Raw genomic sequence first — 15779 nt, forward strand, 5'->3', positions numbered from 1 at the left:
GCGTGAGTGGCAAGGGTGCACCCGAACTGAGCGTGAAGAACTGCGGAGACCTGCGGGTCGCGGTGATCGCCGCCCAGTGGCACGAGAAGGTCATGGACGGCCTCGTCGACGGCGCGCTGCGCGCCCTGCACGAGCTCGGCATCGACGAGCCGACCGTCCTGCGCGTCCCCGGCAGCTTCGAGCTGCCGGTCGTCGCCAAGGTCCTCGCCGGACGCGGCTACGACGCGATCGTGGCCCTCGGCGTCGTCATCCGCGGCGGAACCCCGCACTTCGAGTACGTGTGCCAGGGCGTCACCCAGGGCCTGACCCAGGTCAGCATCGACACCGGAGTGCCCGTCGGTTTCGGCGTCCTCACCTGCGACACCGAGGAGCAGGCCCTGGACAGGGCGGGCATCGAGGGCTCGCGCGAGGACAAGGGGCACGAAGCGGTCACGGCGGCCGTCGCCACCGCGACCACGCTGCGTACGATCTCCGAACCCTGGCGGTGAGCGGGGTCGGGGAGCCGCGTAAAGTAAGCGACATCATGTCCAAGAAGACTTTCGAGGAGCTCTTCACCGAGCTCCAGCACAAGGCCGCCAACGGCGACCCCGCCACGTCGCGCACCGCCGAGCTGGTGGACAAGGGCGTCCATGCCATCGGCAAGAAGGTCGTCGAGGAGGCCGCCGAGGTCTGGATGGCCGCCGAGCACGAGGGCAAGGAAGCCGCGGCCGAGGAGATCTCCCAGCTCCTCTACCACGTGCAGGTGATGATGGTCGCCCGCGGAATCTCCCTCGACGACGTGTACGCCCACCTCTGAGCCGTACGCCCCACCGTCTCCAACTCCCCTTAACGCAAAGGAATCCGTCCTCATGCTGCGCATCGCCGTCCCCAACAAGGGTTCACTGTCCGGACCTGCGTCGGCGATGCTCCATGAGGCCGGATACCAGCAGCGCAAGGAGTCCAAGGAACTCGTCCTCGTCGACCCGGACAACGAAGTCGAGTTCTTCTACCTCCGGCCCAAGGACATCGCGATCTATGTCTCGGCCGGCAAGCTCGACATCGGCATCACCGGTCAGGACCTCCTGATCGACTCCGGCGCGAACGCCGAGACGATCCTGCCCCTCGGCTTCGCACGCTCCACCTTCCGCTTCGCCGCGAAGCCGGGCACGGCGAACACCATCGCCGACCTCGCGGGCAAGACCGTCGCCACCTCGTACGAGGGAATCGTCGCCAAGCACCTCGCGGACAGCGGCATCGACGCCTCCGTCGTCCACCTCGACGGCGCCGTCGAGACCGCCATCGAGCTGGGCGTCGCCCAGGTCATCGCGGACGTCGTGGAGACCGGCACCTCGCTGCGCAACGCGGGCCTCGAAGTGTTCGGCGAGCCGATCATGAAGTCCGAGGCCGTCGTCATCCGGCGCACCGGCGCCGAGACCGACGACCCCAAGGTCCAGCAGTTCCTGCGCCGCCTCCAGGGCGTCCTGGTCGCCCGCGCGTACGTGATGATGGACTACGACTGCCGGGCCGAGCACCTGGAGCAGGCCGTCGCCCTCACCCCGGGCCTGGAGTCGCCGACGATCTCCCCCCTGCACAACGAGGGCTGGGTCGCCGTCCGCTCCATGGTCCCGGCCAAGGAGGCGCAGCGGATCATGGACGACCTGTACGCCATCGGGGCGCGGGCCATCCTGACCACGGCCATCCACGCCTGCCGCCTCTGAACCGGCAGGAGAATCCGCCTCATGTCTGAGCTCCCCGCCCTGCCCGTCACCTTCCGGCCGAAGCGGACCCGGGCCGTCCTGCTCACCGCCGGCGCCACGATCTTCGTGGTCCTCACGGTGATCTCCCTGCTCATCCCGGGCCTCAGCCCGGGGGAGCGGCTCAGCTTCATCTTCACCGGCGCGCTGCTCTTCGGTGTGCTCATGCTCCTGAGCAGGCCCAAGGTCGTCGCCGACGAGTCCGGCGTGACCGTCGTCAACATCGCCACCAGCAGGCACCTGGCCTGGGCCGAGATCGTTCAGGTCAACCTGCGCCCCGGCGACCCGTGGGTGTTCCTCAACCTCAGCGACGGCACCAGCCTCCCCGCCATGGGCATCCAGCCGGGCATCGCCAAGCAGCGGGCCATCAGCGACGCCCGAGCGCTGCGTGCCCTGGCCGACGCCCGCACCCCGCAGGGCTGACGCTTCGGGCCAGGTCTTGATTAATCTGGTGGCGGGGCACGCAAGGTGTGCCGCCCCGCCCCTGTCGGGCCCGCCCGGTCCACAGGGGCTCCTGCTACCCGAGGAGTGACTCCCTCCGGCGATGGACGGTTCGTCCTGTAGTACATGCGCCGCCCCCTCCCGACATACCGGGACAGGTCAGACCAGGGAGGCGGCGGCATGACGACTTCCCTGCTGCTTCTCGGGGCGGCATTCCTGCTGATTCTCGCCAACGGCTTCTTCGTGGCCGCCGAGTTCGGGCTCGTCACCGTGGAGCGCCCGGACGCCGAGAAGGCCGCCGCCGAAGGCGACCGACGGGCCCGTACGGTCGTCGACGCCCTCAAGGAGCTGTCCTTCCAGCTCTCCGGCACCCAGCTCGGCATCACCATCACCTCGCTCGTCGTCGGCATGCTCGCCGAACCGGCGCTCGCGCATCTGCTCGCGGGCCCCTTCACGGCGACCGGCCTACCGGAAGGCGCCGTACCGGGCGTCTCCGTAGTCGTCGGCATGCTTCTGGCGTCCGCCGTGCAGATGGTGATCGGCGAGCTGGTACCGAAGAACTGGGCGGTGTCCAAGCCGCTCCAGGTCGCCCGGTTCGTCGCGGGCCCGCAGCATGTGTTCGCGCGCCTCTTCAGGCCCGTGATCTCCCTCCTGAACGCCACGGCCAATCGGCTCGTCCGGCTGCTCGGTGTCGAGCCCGCCGAGGAGCTGGCGTCGGCCCGTACCCCCGGCGAACTGGTGTCCCTCGCCCGGCACTCGGCGCAGGCGGGCACCCTCGAACAGGACACCGCGGACCTGTTCGTGCGCGCACTGTCCCTGGGCGAGCTGACCGCGCAGCACGTCATGACCCCGCGCGTGAAGGTCAGCGCGCTGCAGACGTCGGCCACCGCCGAGGACGTGGTGAACCTGACCCGCGCCACCGGGCTCTCGCGCTTCCCCGTGTACCGCGAGCGCATCGACGAGATCGTCGGCATGGTGCACCTCAAGGACGCCCTCGCGGTGCCGGCCCACGAGCGGCTGCGCGCACCCGTCGGCCGCATCGCGCAGGCGCCGCTCCTGGTCCCCGAGACGCTGCCCGTGCAGCAGCTCCTGGAGCAGCTGCGCAGCCAGCAGCCGATAGCCGTCGTCGTCGACGAGTACGGCGGCACGGCCGGTGTGGTCACCCTGGAGGACATCGTCGAGGAACTCGTCGGCGAGGTCCGCGACGAGCACGACCTCCTTGACCTGCCCGAGATCGCCGCGGCACCGGCCGAGGACGGCCGCCCCGCGTGGGACGCCGACGGCAGCTGCCGCGTCGACACCCTCCAGCGGATCGGACTCGACGTCCCCGAGGGGCCGTACGAGACCGTGGCGGGGCTCGTCGCCGATCTGCTCGGCCGTATCCCCGCCCCCGGCGACCGCGCCGAACTCCCGGGCTGGCGGCTCGCGGTGCGCCAGGTGGACCACTACCGCGCCGCGCGGGTACGGCTCGTACGGACCGCGGCTGTCACGGAAGTCGCCGGCGTCGCGGAAGTCGCGGCTGTCGCGGAAGCCATGAGCGTGGCGGAGGCCGCCCGATGAGCATGCTCCAACTCCTGTTCGCCCTGCTCCTCGTCCTCGCCAACGGCTTCTTCGTGGGGGCCGAGTTCGCGCTCGTCTCCGTGCGCCGCAGCCAGATCGAACCGCTTGACACCAAGCGGGCCCGCCAGGTCCTCTACGGCCTCGAACACCTGCCGCAGATGATGGCGGCCGCCCAATTCGGCATCACCGTGTGCTCGTTGACGCTCGGCGCGGTCGCCGAGCCCACCGTCGCGCACCTCCTGGAGCCGGTCTTCGAGGCGGCGCACATCCCCGAAGGGGCGATCCATCCGCTCGGGTACGCCATCGCGCTCGCCGTGGTCGTCTTCCTGCACCTCGTCGTCGGCGAGATGGTCCCGAAGAACCTCGCGATGGCCGCCCCCGAGAAGACCGCGCTCTGGTTCAGCCCCGGCCTCGTCGCCTTCGCCCGTCTCTGCCGCCCGGTCACGGTGGCGCTCGGGGCGTGCTCACGGCTCGTACTGAAGCTCTTCGGGGTCGAGCCCAAGGACGAGGTCGAGGCCGTCTTCACCAGCGAGCAGCTCAACCGCCTCGTCGGCGACTCGGGCCAGGCGGGGCTGCTCGACCCCGAGGAGCAGGAGCGCCTCGAGGACGCCCTGGAGCTGGGCTCGCGCCAGGTGACGGACGTCCTGCTCGACCGGGCCTCGCTGGTGACCGTGGGCGCCGGGGTCACCCCGGCCCAGGTCATCGAACTCACCGGGCGCACCGGCTACTCCCGCTTCCCGGTCTGCGCGGAGAACGGCGCCTTCATGGGCTACCTCCACGTCAAGGACGTACTCGATCTCACCGAGGGCGCGGAGACGGATCGCGCGGTGCCGCAGCAGGTCTGGCGCCCGATGACGACGCTGCGCGCCGAACTCCCCCTGGACGACGCCCTGACGGTGATGCGCCGCGCCGCGACGCACCTGGCGCAGGTCGCCGACGCGTCGGGCAAGGTGCTCGGCCTGGTCGCCCTGGAGGACGTACTGGAGCTCCTGGTCGGCGAGGTCCGCGACCCGGCGCACCGGGTCGCGGTGCCCCGCAAGCCCCAGGAGGTCCGGGACGGCGCCCTGGTGTGATCGGGTGCGCGGGGGCTCCAGACCCCCGGGGAGTCAGATCCCCGGCGGGCTCTGCGGCCCCCGCCCCGAGAGCACCTCGCCGTAGGCCTGCATCAGGTCCGGGAGCCGCAGCGTCGACAGGTCGTCACGGCTCGGCGCGCCGGGATAGCCGGAGAGCCGCAGGTCGCGGTAGGCGCAGCTCTTCTCGTAGAGCGTGCGCAGGAAGCGGCCGTTGCCCAGTTCGTCGATCCACGCCTGGTCGACGACGTGCCCGCTGATGGAGCGCAGCTCGTCGAGCGCCTCCTCGTCCCACACATCGCCGTTGTCGGCCGCCAGGACCTCGCCGATGGACGTGAGCTCCAGGGGGCGGTACGAGGGGAAGTCCACGCGGGTCGTGAAGCGGGAGGAGAGCCCGGGGTTGGCGGCCAGGAGACGGTCCATGCCCTCGGGGTAGCCCGCGAGGATCACGACCAGGTGGTCGCGGTTGTCCTCGGCGCGCTTGAGCAGGACCTGGAGGGCCTCGTCGCCGTACGCGTCGCCCTTGCCGTAGCCCGAGTTGGAGAGGGAGTACGCCTCGTCCACGAAGAGGACGCCGCCGATCGCCGAGTCGATCAGTTCGTTGGCCTTCACGGCGGTCTGGCCCAGATACTCGCCGACCAGGTCCGCGCGCTGAGCCTCCACCAGGTGGTCGCCGCCGAGCAGGCCGAGCGCGTAGAACGCACGCCCGAGGATGCGGGCCACGGTGGTCTTGCCGGTGCCCGAGGGGCCGGAGAAGACGAAGTGTCGTTTCGGCGGCTGCACGGGCAGCCCCTGCGCGGCCCGCAGGCGCGCCATGTTCAGCTGCGCCGAGAGCGCCTTGACCTGCCGTTTGACCGGTTCGAGGCCGACCATTCCTTCCAGTTCGGCGAGCGCGGCCTCCAGGAGGGCGGGGTCGGTGGGGCCCGGCGGCAGCTGCGAGAGTCCAGGCTGGATGGGGATCACGGCCTTCTCGCGCACCGAGTCGGTCTCGGCGGGGCCGCCGGGGGGCGGCAGTTCGGGCTCGGTGACCTTCAGATCGCGGCCCTCCGTACCGAACAGCGGATCGATCCCGTCGGGGCCGTCCATCGCGTCCTGCCCGAAGCCGGTCAGGGCGATCGCCGCCAGGTCGGTGACCTCGTCGTACCCGTCGCCCTCGGAGATCGCCGCGAGCCGCGCGGAGGTGTCCATGAAGGAGGGATCCACCCGGTGCACCGCCCGGTAGAGCGGCAGGGCCGCGGCCGAGCGGCCCGTGCCCTCGTGCGCGCGGGCCAGCCAGTAGCGCAGCTCCTTGCGCTGCGGCTGCTCGCTGCGGCACCGCATCAGGGCCGCGGAGAGCAGCGGCTCCGCCTGGCCGTACATCTCCAGGCGTACGCGGGCCATGCCTCCGAAGAGGCCCGCCTCGATGCCCAGCATCGCGTCGTCGATCAGCGAGTCCGTGTGCCGGACCAACTGCTCCCAGTCCTTGACCAGATAGGAGCGGCAGGCGTGCAGGAACCGCACCTGCGGGTCCGCGTCGACCGGCGGCAGACCCGCCAACGCCCGGTCGAGCTCCGGGACATGACGCCCGTCGAGCCAGTGCGAGGCGTGCGCGAGCAGCAGGTCGCGCGTGCTCTCCAGGACGGGCTGCACCCACCAGCCCAGCCAGTACCAGGAGTTGAGCGTGCGCCCGTGCCGGGTGCGCTGTTCGCCGAACCTGTCCCGGTGCTGGAACATCCGGAGGAGTGCCGTCGTCGTGTCGATGCGCAGCGCGTGCAGTCCGAGCCAGCCGTCGGCCATCCCCGGATCCATCCGGACCGCGGCCCGGAACTCCTCCTCCGCCTGCGGATAGGCGCCCATCGTGTAGGCGTCGACGCCCCTCAGCCAGGCGAGGTCGGCCGGGGCGGGTGAGCCCACCGCGTCGAAGTCCATCACGTCCCCCACAAACCGTGCCCCCGTTTGTGTACCGCCGGACCGGTGCCCGTCGGCAACTTCGCTGAACCGCCGTGCTGCGGACGGGCGTTGAACCGGTGCGCAGAGCAGCCGTCCGTAAAACGCACCGAAAGGCATCGTACCTGCGGGGGAGCACTCGGCCGTAGGGTGCCGCAGCGCGGGATCAGGCAGGTGAAGGGGGCCTCGTCGTCACCGAGGGTGAGCGAAAGACGGCTCGCAGCGTCCGGAATGCGAGCTCGGAGGGCAGAACGAAGCCCCCGATCACGGGGGAACAACCGGGGGCTTCGCGTCTGCGGGCGACCCCGAAAGGCCGCACATTCAGAACGTAAGTCCTGTAAGGGCCCTCGGTCAAGCCGAGTTGAGGGACTCTGTGGAATCTGGCTCGAACTTCTGGGAGCGCTCTTTGCGAGGTTCAGCGGATCGCCTCTGGTCCATCACTCTGTGTAATAGCTTGGCTCTGCGCAGCCGTCTCATTCGGCCCCCGCAGCACCTCATATCCCTCGCGCCACTGTCGCACCAAAGACTGAGCGAAGGGGCGCGAAGGGTCTTCCGTGAAGTGCCGGCGCTCCGCGGGTTCCCACCCGTCCCAGAACTCGCTCTGGACCGCGCCGTCCCGATCACGCCCCCTGACCCAGGCCTCGTCGCGGGGCAGCTCCATCCACAGCAGCCGCGCCAGGAACGGTCGCAGCGCGCGGCGGCCCGCGCCGACCCCCTCGACGAGGACCACGGGCGCGGGCGGCAGGGTGCGGGTCCCGGGGCCGAAGCGGCGCTCATGCCAGTCGTACGTCTCGTAGTGCGCCGTCTCGCCGCGCGAGAGCGGCACGATGACCTGCCGCCGCAGCCGTTCCGTCCAGTCGAACAGCGCGTCATGGCTCGCGATGTCGTCGAGCCGCAGGACGGGCGCGCCGCCCAGGGCCTCGGCGAGGCGGTCGGCGAAGGTCGACTTTCCGGAGCCCGCGTGCCCGTCGACCGCGACGAGGCGGACGGGGCCGCAGGAGGGCGGCAGGCGCAGCAGCTCCGCGGCGAGGCGGGACAGGGGAGCGGGAGTGGCGTGTGCGGTCATCACCGGCAAGCGTACGGGTGCGGAATCCCCCGCTCCGCGCGCCGTCGCAGCTCACGCCAGTGGTCGAGGCCAATATTGGCGGACGCGGTGGTGGTCGAAGCGCTGGCAGAAGTCGGCGTGGAGCAGCCATAGTTGGCCTACCGCCGTGCACCTGACCTGCCCCTTCCGGACCCGTCCGGAGCCCACGTCGACTGGGGGTCCCCGCCATGGACCGAGCTGATGACATGTCCCGCAGAACCGTCCTCACCGCGGCCGCGGCCGTGGCAGCGCTGGCCGCCACCGCGAGCCCGGCGCTCGCCTCGGGCGGCCCGCGCCCGGCGCCGCGCGCGAAGCGGCCCGTGAACAACCGCTTCTGGGCCTCGCACGCGGACTGGAGCGCCGGCACCGCCGAGGGCACCCGCGCCGTGTCCGGAGCCCGCCCGGCCGTGGAGATCGCCGAGGCCGCGGGCCGCACCGACTACGCCGACCCGCACACCGGCAGGACCGCCACCTGGGAGTACGCCCGGTGGACCTCGCCCGTGCACCGCCCCACCGTCCCCGCGACGGAGGTCGTCGCCTCCTGGAACGCCCGCACGCCCACCGGGACGTGGCTCCAGGTGGAGCTCCAGGGAACGTACTCGGACAAGACGAAGACTCCCTGGTACGTCCTCGGCCGCTGGGCCTCGGGCGACGACAAGGAGAAGGACATCCGCCGTACGTCGGTCGACGACCAGAGCGACGGAAAGTCGAGCATCTGGACGGACACCTTCGCCATCGACGACACGACGACGGGGCTCCGCCTCGCCTCGTACCGGCTGCGCCTGACCCTGTACCGCAAGCCGGGAGCCACGGCCACGCCCACCGTGTGGCGGCTCGGCGCGATGGCGTCCGCCGTCCCCGACCGCTTCACCGTCCCGGCGTCCGAGCCGGGGCTCGCCAAGGAGCTGACGGTCCCGCGCTACTCGCAGGAGACCCACGTCGGCCAGTACCCGGAGTACGACAACGGCGGCGAGGCCTGGTGCAGTCCCACCTCCTCGCAGATGATCATCGAGTACTGGGGCCGCAAGCCGACCGCGGACGACCTCGCCTGGGTCGACCCGTCCTTCGCGGACCCACAGGTGTGCCACGCGGCGCGCTACACCTTCGACTACCAGTACAACGGCTGCGGCAACTGGCCCTTCAACGCGGCGTACGCATCCACGTACAAGGACATGCAGGGCGTCGTCACCCGCCTCGCCTCGCTCACCGAACTGGAGTCGCTGATCGCGGCGGGCATCCCGGTCATAACGTCGCAGTCGTTCCTCAAGGAGGAACTGACGGGCGCCGGCTACGGCACGGCGGGCCATCTGATGACGGTGATCGGCTTCACGCCGAAGGGCGACGTGATCGCCAACGACCCGGCATCACCGAGCAATCCGGCGGTGCGCCGGATCTACAAGCGCCGCGAGTGGGAGAACATCTGGCTCCGGACGAAGCGCTACAACTCCACGGGCAAGGTGGTCTCCGGCACGGGAGGAGTCTGCTACCTGTACTTCCCGGTGAAGCTCTCGGCGAAGCAGAAGGCGGCGCTGGCGGGCGTGGGGATCCACTGAAGCAACACGAAGGCCCCCTCTCCACTCGCGGAGAGGGGGCCCCTCTTCCGTTTCGGCTACCGGGCCGCCTCGGGGAGCCGAAGCGTCCGCGCGAAGTCGTCCAGGGGCTCCATGGCCGCGGCGATCACTTCGGGATCGTCGTGGTGCCCGCGAAGAATGACGTCCGGGACGCCGGGCGGGGTGTGCCAGTGGTACGTCACCGAGGTCATCAGGATGGTGCTGTCCGCTGGGTAGGAGCGTGTGACCCGGACCCCGTCCTCGCCGAGATACGGGGAGGAGAAAGGGATGCTGCCGGTCCGCTGCTGCCACTCGGGGATGTCCGGGTGGGGCACGGTGGGCGCGGTGAGCCCCTCGCAGGATGCCGCGTCGGGGGCATCGCAGTGGATGCGGGTGGCGTGCATGACCAGCGGCATGTAGGTCAGCGGAACGGGGTGGTAGATGAACGCCTCGTCGGCTTTGAGCTTGTCCCGGAGCGTCACGACCGTCTGCTCGTAGAAGTTCTTGTGGAATCGGCGGAGCTTGCGGGTGAGTTCGATGCCGTGGATGGAGGCCAGACCGGTCAAGTGCAGGTCCAGCCACTCCTTGAAGGTCCGCTTGTCGATCTGGAGGTGCAGGTAGCCCCAGAGGCCTTGGTTGGCATCCGTATCGATGTGGAGCTCACCGAGGTCGGCGCTCCACAGGGTGCCTTCGGACATGAGCGGTCTCTTTCGTCGGGGCGCGGGCAGGGCCACCAGGTTGACGCATCCCGCCGCCCGCACAGCGACGGCCCCTCCCGGATGTGTGGGAGGGGCCGTCGGCGGCTGTCAGGGGCTGCTTGGGGCTACTTCGCCTCGGGTGTGCCCCGGCGCATTCGGGCCGCCTTTTCGTCCACCTCGGCCTGGGAGGTTCCGGCCTGTACGACGATCACCGCCTGAGAACCGTCGGGCAGTGTCGCCTCCCGCATCTCCGTGCCCAGCAGCGGCGGGCGTTTCCGCTCCCGTGTGTTGTCCTCGTCGTCCGACATGAGACCTCCCAGTTCGACGGGCGCCCAAAGTAACCCCGGAGCACCCGCCGATTCCGTCGTACTGGCGTCCGGCAGGCCACTTCACACGAACGCCGCCGCCAGACGACGGACCTGGCCGCCTCTCAGCCCTGGACCGGATCCACCACCCAGTCCGGGTGCCCCGGCATCGGCGGCGTCTTCGAGCCGTACAGCCACGGACGCAGGAAGCCCTCCAGGTCCTCGCCCGCGGTCTTCGAGGCCAGGTCGATGAACTGCTGGGTGCTCGCGGTCTTTCCGCGGAATTCGCTCAGCCACGCCCGCTCGATCTTCTCGAACTTCGCGTTGCCGACCTGCTCCCGCAGGGCGTACAGGACCAGGGCCGAGCCGTCGTACCGCATGCGCTTGAAGAGGTTCGGCTCGGTCGGCTCCGCGGGGGCGCCGAAGTTGTGGCGCCACTGGTCGTGAGCGGCGTACGCCGTCCTCATGGCGGCCTCGAAGCTGTCGCCGCCGTGCTCCTCGGAGTACATCCGCTCGTAGAAGCGGGCGTGCCCCTCGCTCACCCACAGGTCGGACCAGCTCTTCAGGGCCACGCTGTCGCCGAACCACTGGTGGGTCAGTTCGTGCACCATGTTCCGCTCGGCGTCGACCTTCGTGCCGAGGAGATCGGCCTTCGGGATGAGCGACAGCGTCTGGGTCTCCAGGGCGACGGCCAGGTCCGTGTCGCCGACCAGGAGGCCGTAGCGGTTGAAGGGGTAGGGGCCGAGCTTCTCCTGGAGCCAGGTGAGGTGGTCGGGCGTGAGTTTGCGGTACTCCGCTGTCGGCTCGACCAAGGCCTCCGGGACCACGTCGCGCAGCGGCAGGCCGCCCGGGCCCTTGTCATCCACCAGCTTGAACTTGCCGACCGCCAGCTGCACCAGCTGCGTCGACAGCGGCTGTTCGGAGTCGTACGTCCAGCGCACCCGGTCACCGGGGCGCTCCGCGCGGTCGACCAGCCTGCCGTTCGCGACCGCCGTCAGATCCTTCGGTGTGGTGATCCGGAAGGTGATCGGCGCGCGCTGGCTGGGGTGGTCGTTCGCCGGGAAGATCAGCCGGGCCCCGTTCGGCTGGGGGTAGACCACCGTGCCGTCGGGGGTGGGTATCCAGCCGTAGTCCTCGATGGCATCGTCACGGTGCCGCGTCTGCGTCGGGTCAGCGGTGTACGTGACCTTCGCGGTGAACGTACGCCCCTTCGCGATCGGGGACTTGGGCGTGACCGTCAGCTCGTCCCCGGCGCGGGACGTGCGCGCGGCCGAGCCGTCGACCTTCACGCCGTGCAGGGTGTTGCCCCCGAAGTCCAGGTTGAAGCGGGAGAGCGACTGCGTGGCGGTGGCCCTGATCGTCGCCGTCGCCTCGAACGGTGTCTTCGGGGCCTGCCAGTCGAAGTCAAGGGTGTAGCGGTCGACCCGGTACCCGCCGTTCCCGTCCAGCGGGAACATCGGGTCGCCCAGGCCGGGCGCGCCGGGCGATGCTGCCTCGGGTGCGGACGGCGCGGCCTGCGACGCCGTGCCGGTGAGGGCCGCCGTCACGGTGACGGCGGCCGCCAGGGCGAGCCGCGCTCTGCGGCGGGGCGTCCGGTACGGCCCCTGCGTCCGGTGCGTGCTCATCGGAAACCTTTCGGTCGGAAGGTTGCGCGGACGAGTCGGCGGGGGGTGCGCCTGGGGGTGTGCCCCACCACCCGTAGCGAGACGTGGATGTGCCCCACCACTGGTACTGAGACGCACGGCACTGGGCCCGAGTTGCACGGGATCCGGCCGGTTAGTGACCAAGCTCTCGCCCGCGACCGCTGAATCCGATGGCAAGGTGGACGGGTCAGTGGGGGGAGTCCGCTGCCGGACGTCGCGTCGAGAGGCGTGACGCATACGTATCGAGTGATGCCATGACCGCTGCCACAGCCACAGCCACTGTCACTGCCACCGCACAGCCCCGCGCGACCACCCGCACCGGCGGCCCCAAGGAAGACGGCCCGAAGGTGCTGGAGCACGTCCTCGGCTGGACGCTCGTCGTCGTCCTCGCGATGCTCGTCACGCAGACCGGTCTGATGTGACCCCGGTCTCCTGACCGTCGTGGGCCTGCCCCGGATCGAGATCCGCCCGCCAGTGCCGGTGCGGCACGCCCACCAGGCCGTAGAGCCAGCGCACGGGCGAGCGCCGCGACAGCAGCGTGAGCCCCGCGACGACCGCGAACAGCGGCAGGCCGAGCCACCCGCCCAGGAGGCGGACGAGGACGCTCGCGACGAGCGCGCCGATGAACGGCAGGCCGTAGACCCCGGCCGCCGCGATGGCGATCGCCAGGAACCGGTGCACCTTCCGGTCCTCGTCCGCGCCGGGCAGCGACCAGCCCTCCATCAGCCAGCCGATCTCCGTCAACAGCATCGTGCCGATCACGGCCGCGCCGAAGATCAGCAGCGCGAGGAACGTCCCGGACGTCGCGAAGTCCAGGACGTGGTTGACCACGCTGTCCTGCCGCCAGCCCGCGAAGTCCCGGGCCTCGGGCGAGAAGAACCGCTCGTACCCCCTGCCGTCCCAGCCGTGGACCAGCGTCCCGAACAGCAGGAAGTACCCGCCCACGCACTGGAGATACGCCCAGTAGCCCGCCCCCACCAGGACGAGCCCCTGCGCCACCAGGAACCCGATGATCGCGGCGACGGGTATCCCGCCCGCGTAGAAGAGCACGAACCCCGCCCACACGCCCTCGTGCCCGTCAGCGACGTGCATCGTCGCCCACGCGGGGTTCTGCCAGAGCAGGAAGAGACCTGTCGGCACCATCAGGACCGCCGCGAACAGCGCGGTGAGCGCCAGATACGGATTGGCGGCGCGGCTGCGCGTGCGCGGCCCCTCGCCCGCGTTGATCCGCTCCCACACCTGGAGCTGCCGCCCCGCGGAGAGCGCGAACGTCGCGCCGATCGCGTACGCCCAGAAGAGGGCGGCCTGGATCTGGATCATGCCGATGCCTTCAGGGTGAGTCCGCCCGCGACGATCAAGTCCGAAGTGACCAGGGCCTGTTCGGCCTGTACGTCGGTCATGAAGACGAACGGTGGCACGACGGGCGGCACCGGCAGCTTGTCGGGCGTGAAGGTCAGACAGAGCAGCCCCTCCAGGCAGCCCTTGAACTTGGTCAGATAGAGCGTGACCGAGCCGCTGAGGTCCAAGGTGTCGGCGCCCAGGGCGAGTTCCTCGCTCCCGTCGCGCGTCTTCAGCCGGTAGTCGGTGAGCGAGGCGGCCTTCATCTTCAGCACCATGACCTTCAACGGCCCGTCAGCCGTGGGGATCTCGCGTACGCCGGCCAGGAGGAACCCCTGCGGTGAGAAGAGCGTGGTGGTGACGGTCGGCGGAGTCCGCGCCGCAACGATCCCCTGGCCAGGAGCCGCCGTGATCGCCTCGCCGGGAGCCGCCCTCGCGGGAGTCCCGCCCCACAGCGTCGCCCCCACGATGACCACCGGAAGCAGCACGCCGAGCGTCCGCGTGCCCTGCCCGTCCCGCACCTTCGGCCGCTCAGGATCCTCCTCGGCGCCCTCGGGCACCGGCGTCCACCCGAAGCCCATCGCGCTGCCGACGATGCCGAGCACCATGCCCACCAGGAACCCGCCGAGATTCGTGGCCGCGAACGAAAGCACCGACAGGATCAGGGCGTTGACGCTCACATAGTGGTGGGCGTGCGGCAGCAGCCACAGGAAGATCCCGGCGGCGATCAGGGCGAGCCCGATGCCGATCGCCGCGAGCCCGCCGAGCCCCAGGCTGACCAGGACGGTCAGCGGCGAGAGCGGCACGAGGAGCAGTTCGGCGCCGCCGAGGACGAGCAGCAGGCCGCCCCAGAAGGGCCGGGTGCGCCGCCACCTGCGCAGCACCCGGCGCGCTTCCGGCAGCGGCAGCCGCTTGTCCAGCCAGCCGCCGCCGTCCCTGCCCCACGCTCTGACTCCGGCTCTTCGGCCGCCGGTCAGAAGCACTTCTTGCCGCCGATGCTGACATCGACCTTCATGCCCTTGAGCCGGAAGTTCCCGCCGGTCGCCGACCAGGCGTTGGACTTCACCCCGGAGACGGTGATGTCTCCGGCCTGCAGCCCGAACTTCCCCTTCTCGCCCTTGATCCCGGGCACCTCGTCGAGGGTCGAGGCGTCCCGGCCGATCTCCGCCGTGCCGAAGCGGGCGTCGCCCTCCAGGTCCTCGCCGTCGATGATGAGATTGCTCGCGGTGACATTCCCCGCCGGGCCGCCCGCGGTCAGCTTGAACACCACGTTGCCGACAGGGGTCTTGACCTCGGCGGCCTGGCAGATGTCTGACAGAGTCGCGTCACCGATCCCGAGGAGCGCCACCGGGTGCCCCTTGCCGTCGATGTCCCGGTCGGTCTGTACGTACGAGGACAGGCCCTCGCTGGTGAGCTTGCCCGATGACACCTGGAAGCTGGTGCCGGAGACGGCGAAGGAGGCGGCGAGCGCCCCCTCGGCCATCACGGAGGCCATCGCGCCGACGGCCAGGACGGCCGGCAGTGCCACGACGGCCGTCTTCTTCCAGGAGGTTCTGCCCTCGCGCGAGGGGGTACGCGCTGCGCTCATAAGTCTTCCTCCCGTACGGCGGTCCATGTGCGTAGGGGGAGTGCGTGGAGAGCGCCTTCGGGCGCGGAAACGGCAGGTGGCGTGCTTCTGCCATACTGCGGATTCCCGAGGCAGTTGGAGACTAGGGCCGAAATTGAATAATAGTCAACAGCGCGGCACCGACCGTCCCGCGGACGCTCGCCCGCAGGCGCGCGGCACCGACCGGTCCGTGGCGCGCCGCGCCGAACTCATCACCATCGGGCGGAAGTTGTTCGCCGACACGTCGTACGACGCGCTGTCGATGGACGACATCGCCAAGCAGGCGTCCGTCGCCAAGGGGCTGATCTACTACTACTTCAAGTCCAAGCGCGGCTACTACCTCGCGATCATCGAGGACTCGGTCGCCGAACTGGTCGCGCGCGCCGGGCGCCACGACGACCTGCCGCCCGTGGAGCGCGTGCACAGCACCATCGACGGCTATCTGCGCTACGCCGAGCACCATCAGGCGGCGTACCGCACCATCATCAGCGGCGGTGTCGGCTTCGACGCCGAGGTGCACGCCATACGCGACGGTGTGCGCGAGGCCTTGATCGGTGCGATCGCCGACGGGGCGTACGGCCGCCGCGACATCCCGGAACTCGCGCGCACCGCACTGCTCGGCTGGCTGTGCAGCGTCGAGGGCGTCACGCTCGACTGGATCGGTCAGCGGGGTCTGCCGCGCGAGACGGTCTGCGACCTCCTTGTGCGGACCCTCGGTGACACCTTGCGTGTCATCGAGGACTTCGAGCCGTCCTTCCCGGCCCCGTCGCGGCCGTGAGGCCCCTCGGCGACCATGAGGACCCTCGACGGCCATGAGGAAGGGGC

General features: G+C 70.4%; 17 protein-coding genes. 9 read left to right on the forward strand and 8 right to left on the reverse strand.

Going from position 1 to position 15779, the window contains the following annotated elements; translation table 11 throughout:
• Nucleotides 1-2: 2 nt before the first annotated feature.
• From ribH to ACWGI2_RS37535, 6 genes are all read left to right on the forward strand, one after another.
• Nucleotides 3-488, forward strand: a complete 486-nt coding sequence (gene ribH, locus ACWGI2_RS37510) for a 6,7-dimethyl-8-ribityllumazine synthase (protein WP_160503731.1) — start codon at nucleotides 3-5, stop codon at nucleotides 486-488.
• Nucleotides 489-523: 35 nt separating this feature from the next.
• Nucleotides 524-796 (forward strand): phosphoribosyl-ATP diphosphatase, encoded by a 273-nt coding sequence (locus tag ACWGI2_RS37515; RefSeq protein WP_055564821.1) that lies wholly within the window; start codon nucleotides 524-526, stop codon nucleotides 794-796.
• A gap of 52 nt (nucleotides 797-848) precedes the next feature.
• Nucleotides 849-1697, forward strand: a complete 849-nt coding sequence (hisG, locus tag ACWGI2_RS37520; RefSeq protein WP_453399569.1) for an ATP phosphoribosyltransferase — start codon at nucleotides 849-851, stop codon at nucleotides 1695-1697.
• A 21-nt stretch (nucleotides 1698-1718) separates the two neighbouring features.
• The gene (locus ACWGI2_RS37525) at nucleotides 1719-2156 is read left to right on the forward strand and encodes a PH domain-containing protein (protein WP_453700312.1); all 438 of its coding nucleotides are present in this window, start codon (nucleotides 1719-1721) and stop codon (nucleotides 2154-2156) included.
• Between the two features lie 198 nt (nucleotides 2157-2354).
• Nucleotides 2355-3734 carry a hemolysin family protein gene (locus ACWGI2_RS37530; protein WP_453399571.1) on the forward strand — a complete coding sequence of 460 codons (1380 nt, stop codon included), beginning with the start codon at nucleotides 2355-2357 and terminating at the stop codon, nucleotides 3732-3734.
• Nucleotides 3731-4807 (forward strand): hemolysin family protein, encoded by a 1077-nt coding sequence (locus ACWGI2_RS37535; RefSeq protein WP_453399572.1) that lies wholly within the window; start codon nucleotides 3731-3733, stop codon nucleotides 4805-4807. The genes ACWGI2_RS37530 and ACWGI2_RS37535 overlap by 4 nt, the downstream gene beginning before the upstream one ends.
• Before the next feature lie 33 nt (nucleotides 4808-4840).
• Here the strand turns inward: ACWGI2_RS37535 and ACWGI2_RS37540 are convergent, their stop codons facing one another.
• Complete coding sequence (locus ACWGI2_RS37540; protein ID WP_453700314.1) at nucleotides 4841-6712, reverse strand: AAA family ATPase; 1872 nt, start codon at nucleotides 6710-6712, stop codon at nucleotides 4841-4843.
• A gap of 433 nt (nucleotides 6713-7145) precedes the next feature.
• Nucleotides 7146-7796 (reverse strand): uridine kinase family protein, encoded by a 651-nt coding sequence (locus ACWGI2_RS37545; protein WP_453700316.1) that lies wholly within the window; start codon nucleotides 7794-7796, stop codon nucleotides 7146-7148.
• 206 nt (nucleotides 7797-8002) lie between these two features.
• On the opposite strand from ACWGI2_RS37545, the gene ACWGI2_RS37550 reads away from it, so the two are divergent.
• Nucleotides 8003-9367 carry a peptidase C39 family protein gene (locus ACWGI2_RS37550; RefSeq protein ID WP_453700318.1) on the forward strand — a complete coding sequence of 455 codons (1365 nt, stop codon included), beginning with the start codon at nucleotides 8003-8005 and terminating at the stop codon, nucleotides 9365-9367.
• A gap of 56 nt (nucleotides 9368-9423) precedes the next feature.
• Here the strand turns inward: ACWGI2_RS37550 and ACWGI2_RS37555 are convergent, their stop codons facing one another.
• The 3 genes from ACWGI2_RS37555 to ACWGI2_RS37565 all read right to left on the reverse strand — a co-directional run bounded on the left by ACWGI2_RS37555 (nucleotide 9424) and on the right by ACWGI2_RS37565 (nucleotide 11992).
• Nucleotides 9424-10062: a hypothetical protein gene (locus ACWGI2_RS37555; RefSeq protein WP_453700319.1), complete on the reverse strand. Its 639-nt coding sequence runs from the start codon at nucleotides 10060-10062 to the stop codon at nucleotides 9424-9426.
• Nucleotides 10063-10187: 125 nt separating this feature from the next.
• Complete coding sequence (locus ACWGI2_RS37560) at nucleotides 10188-10370, reverse strand: hypothetical protein (RefSeq protein WP_453700320.1); 183 nt, start codon at nucleotides 10368-10370, stop codon at nucleotides 10188-10190.
• Between the two features lie 122 nt (nucleotides 10371-10492).
• Complete coding sequence (locus ACWGI2_RS37565; RefSeq protein WP_453700321.1) at nucleotides 10493-11992, reverse strand: M1 family metallopeptidase; 1500 nt, start codon at nucleotides 11990-11992, stop codon at nucleotides 10493-10495.
• Nucleotides 11993-12264: 272 nt separating this feature from the next.
• Here ACWGI2_RS37565 and ACWGI2_RS37570 point away from each other — a divergent pair, with 272 nt between their 5' ends.
• Complete coding sequence (locus tag ACWGI2_RS37570; protein ID WP_453700322.1) at nucleotides 12265-12432, forward strand: SCO1431 family membrane protein; 168 nt, start codon at nucleotides 12265-12267, stop codon at nucleotides 12430-12432.
• On the opposite strand, the gene ACWGI2_RS37575 is transcribed toward ACWGI2_RS37570, so the two are convergent.
• From ACWGI2_RS37575 to ACWGI2_RS37585, 3 genes are read right to left on the reverse strand one after another with little or no spacing between them, the layout of a single operon-like run.
• Complete coding sequence (locus ACWGI2_RS37575) at nucleotides 12410-13330, reverse strand: hypothetical protein (protein WP_453700323.1); 921 nt, start codon at nucleotides 13328-13330, stop codon at nucleotides 12410-12412. The two genes, ACWGI2_RS37570 and ACWGI2_RS37575, sit on opposite strands and share 23 nt — an antisense overlap.
• Nucleotides 13327-14331: a DUF6114 domain-containing protein gene (locus tag ACWGI2_RS37580; RefSeq protein WP_453700325.1), complete on the reverse strand. Its 1005-nt coding sequence runs from the start codon at nucleotides 14329-14331 to the stop codon at nucleotides 13327-13329. The genes ACWGI2_RS37575 and ACWGI2_RS37580 overlap by 4 nt, the downstream gene beginning before the upstream one ends.
• The gene (locus ACWGI2_RS37585) at nucleotides 14322-14936 is read right to left on the reverse strand and encodes a DUF6230 family protein (protein ID WP_453700327.1); all 615 of its coding nucleotides are present in this window, start codon (nucleotides 14934-14936) and stop codon (nucleotides 14322-14324) included. Before ACWGI2_RS37585 ends, ACWGI2_RS37580 begins: the two co-directional genes overlap by 10 nt.
• Nucleotides 14937-15069: 133 nt before the next feature.
• On the opposite strand from ACWGI2_RS37585, the gene ACWGI2_RS37590 reads away from it, so the two are divergent.
• A complete protein-coding gene (locus ACWGI2_RS37590) occupies nucleotides 15070-15732 on the forward strand; it encodes a TetR/AcrR family transcriptional regulator (protein ID WP_453700329.1) in 663 nt (220 codons plus the stop codon).
• Nucleotides 15733-15779: the final 47 nt, after the last annotated feature.

Source organism: Streptomyces sp. NPDC054866 (assembly GCF_053610745.1).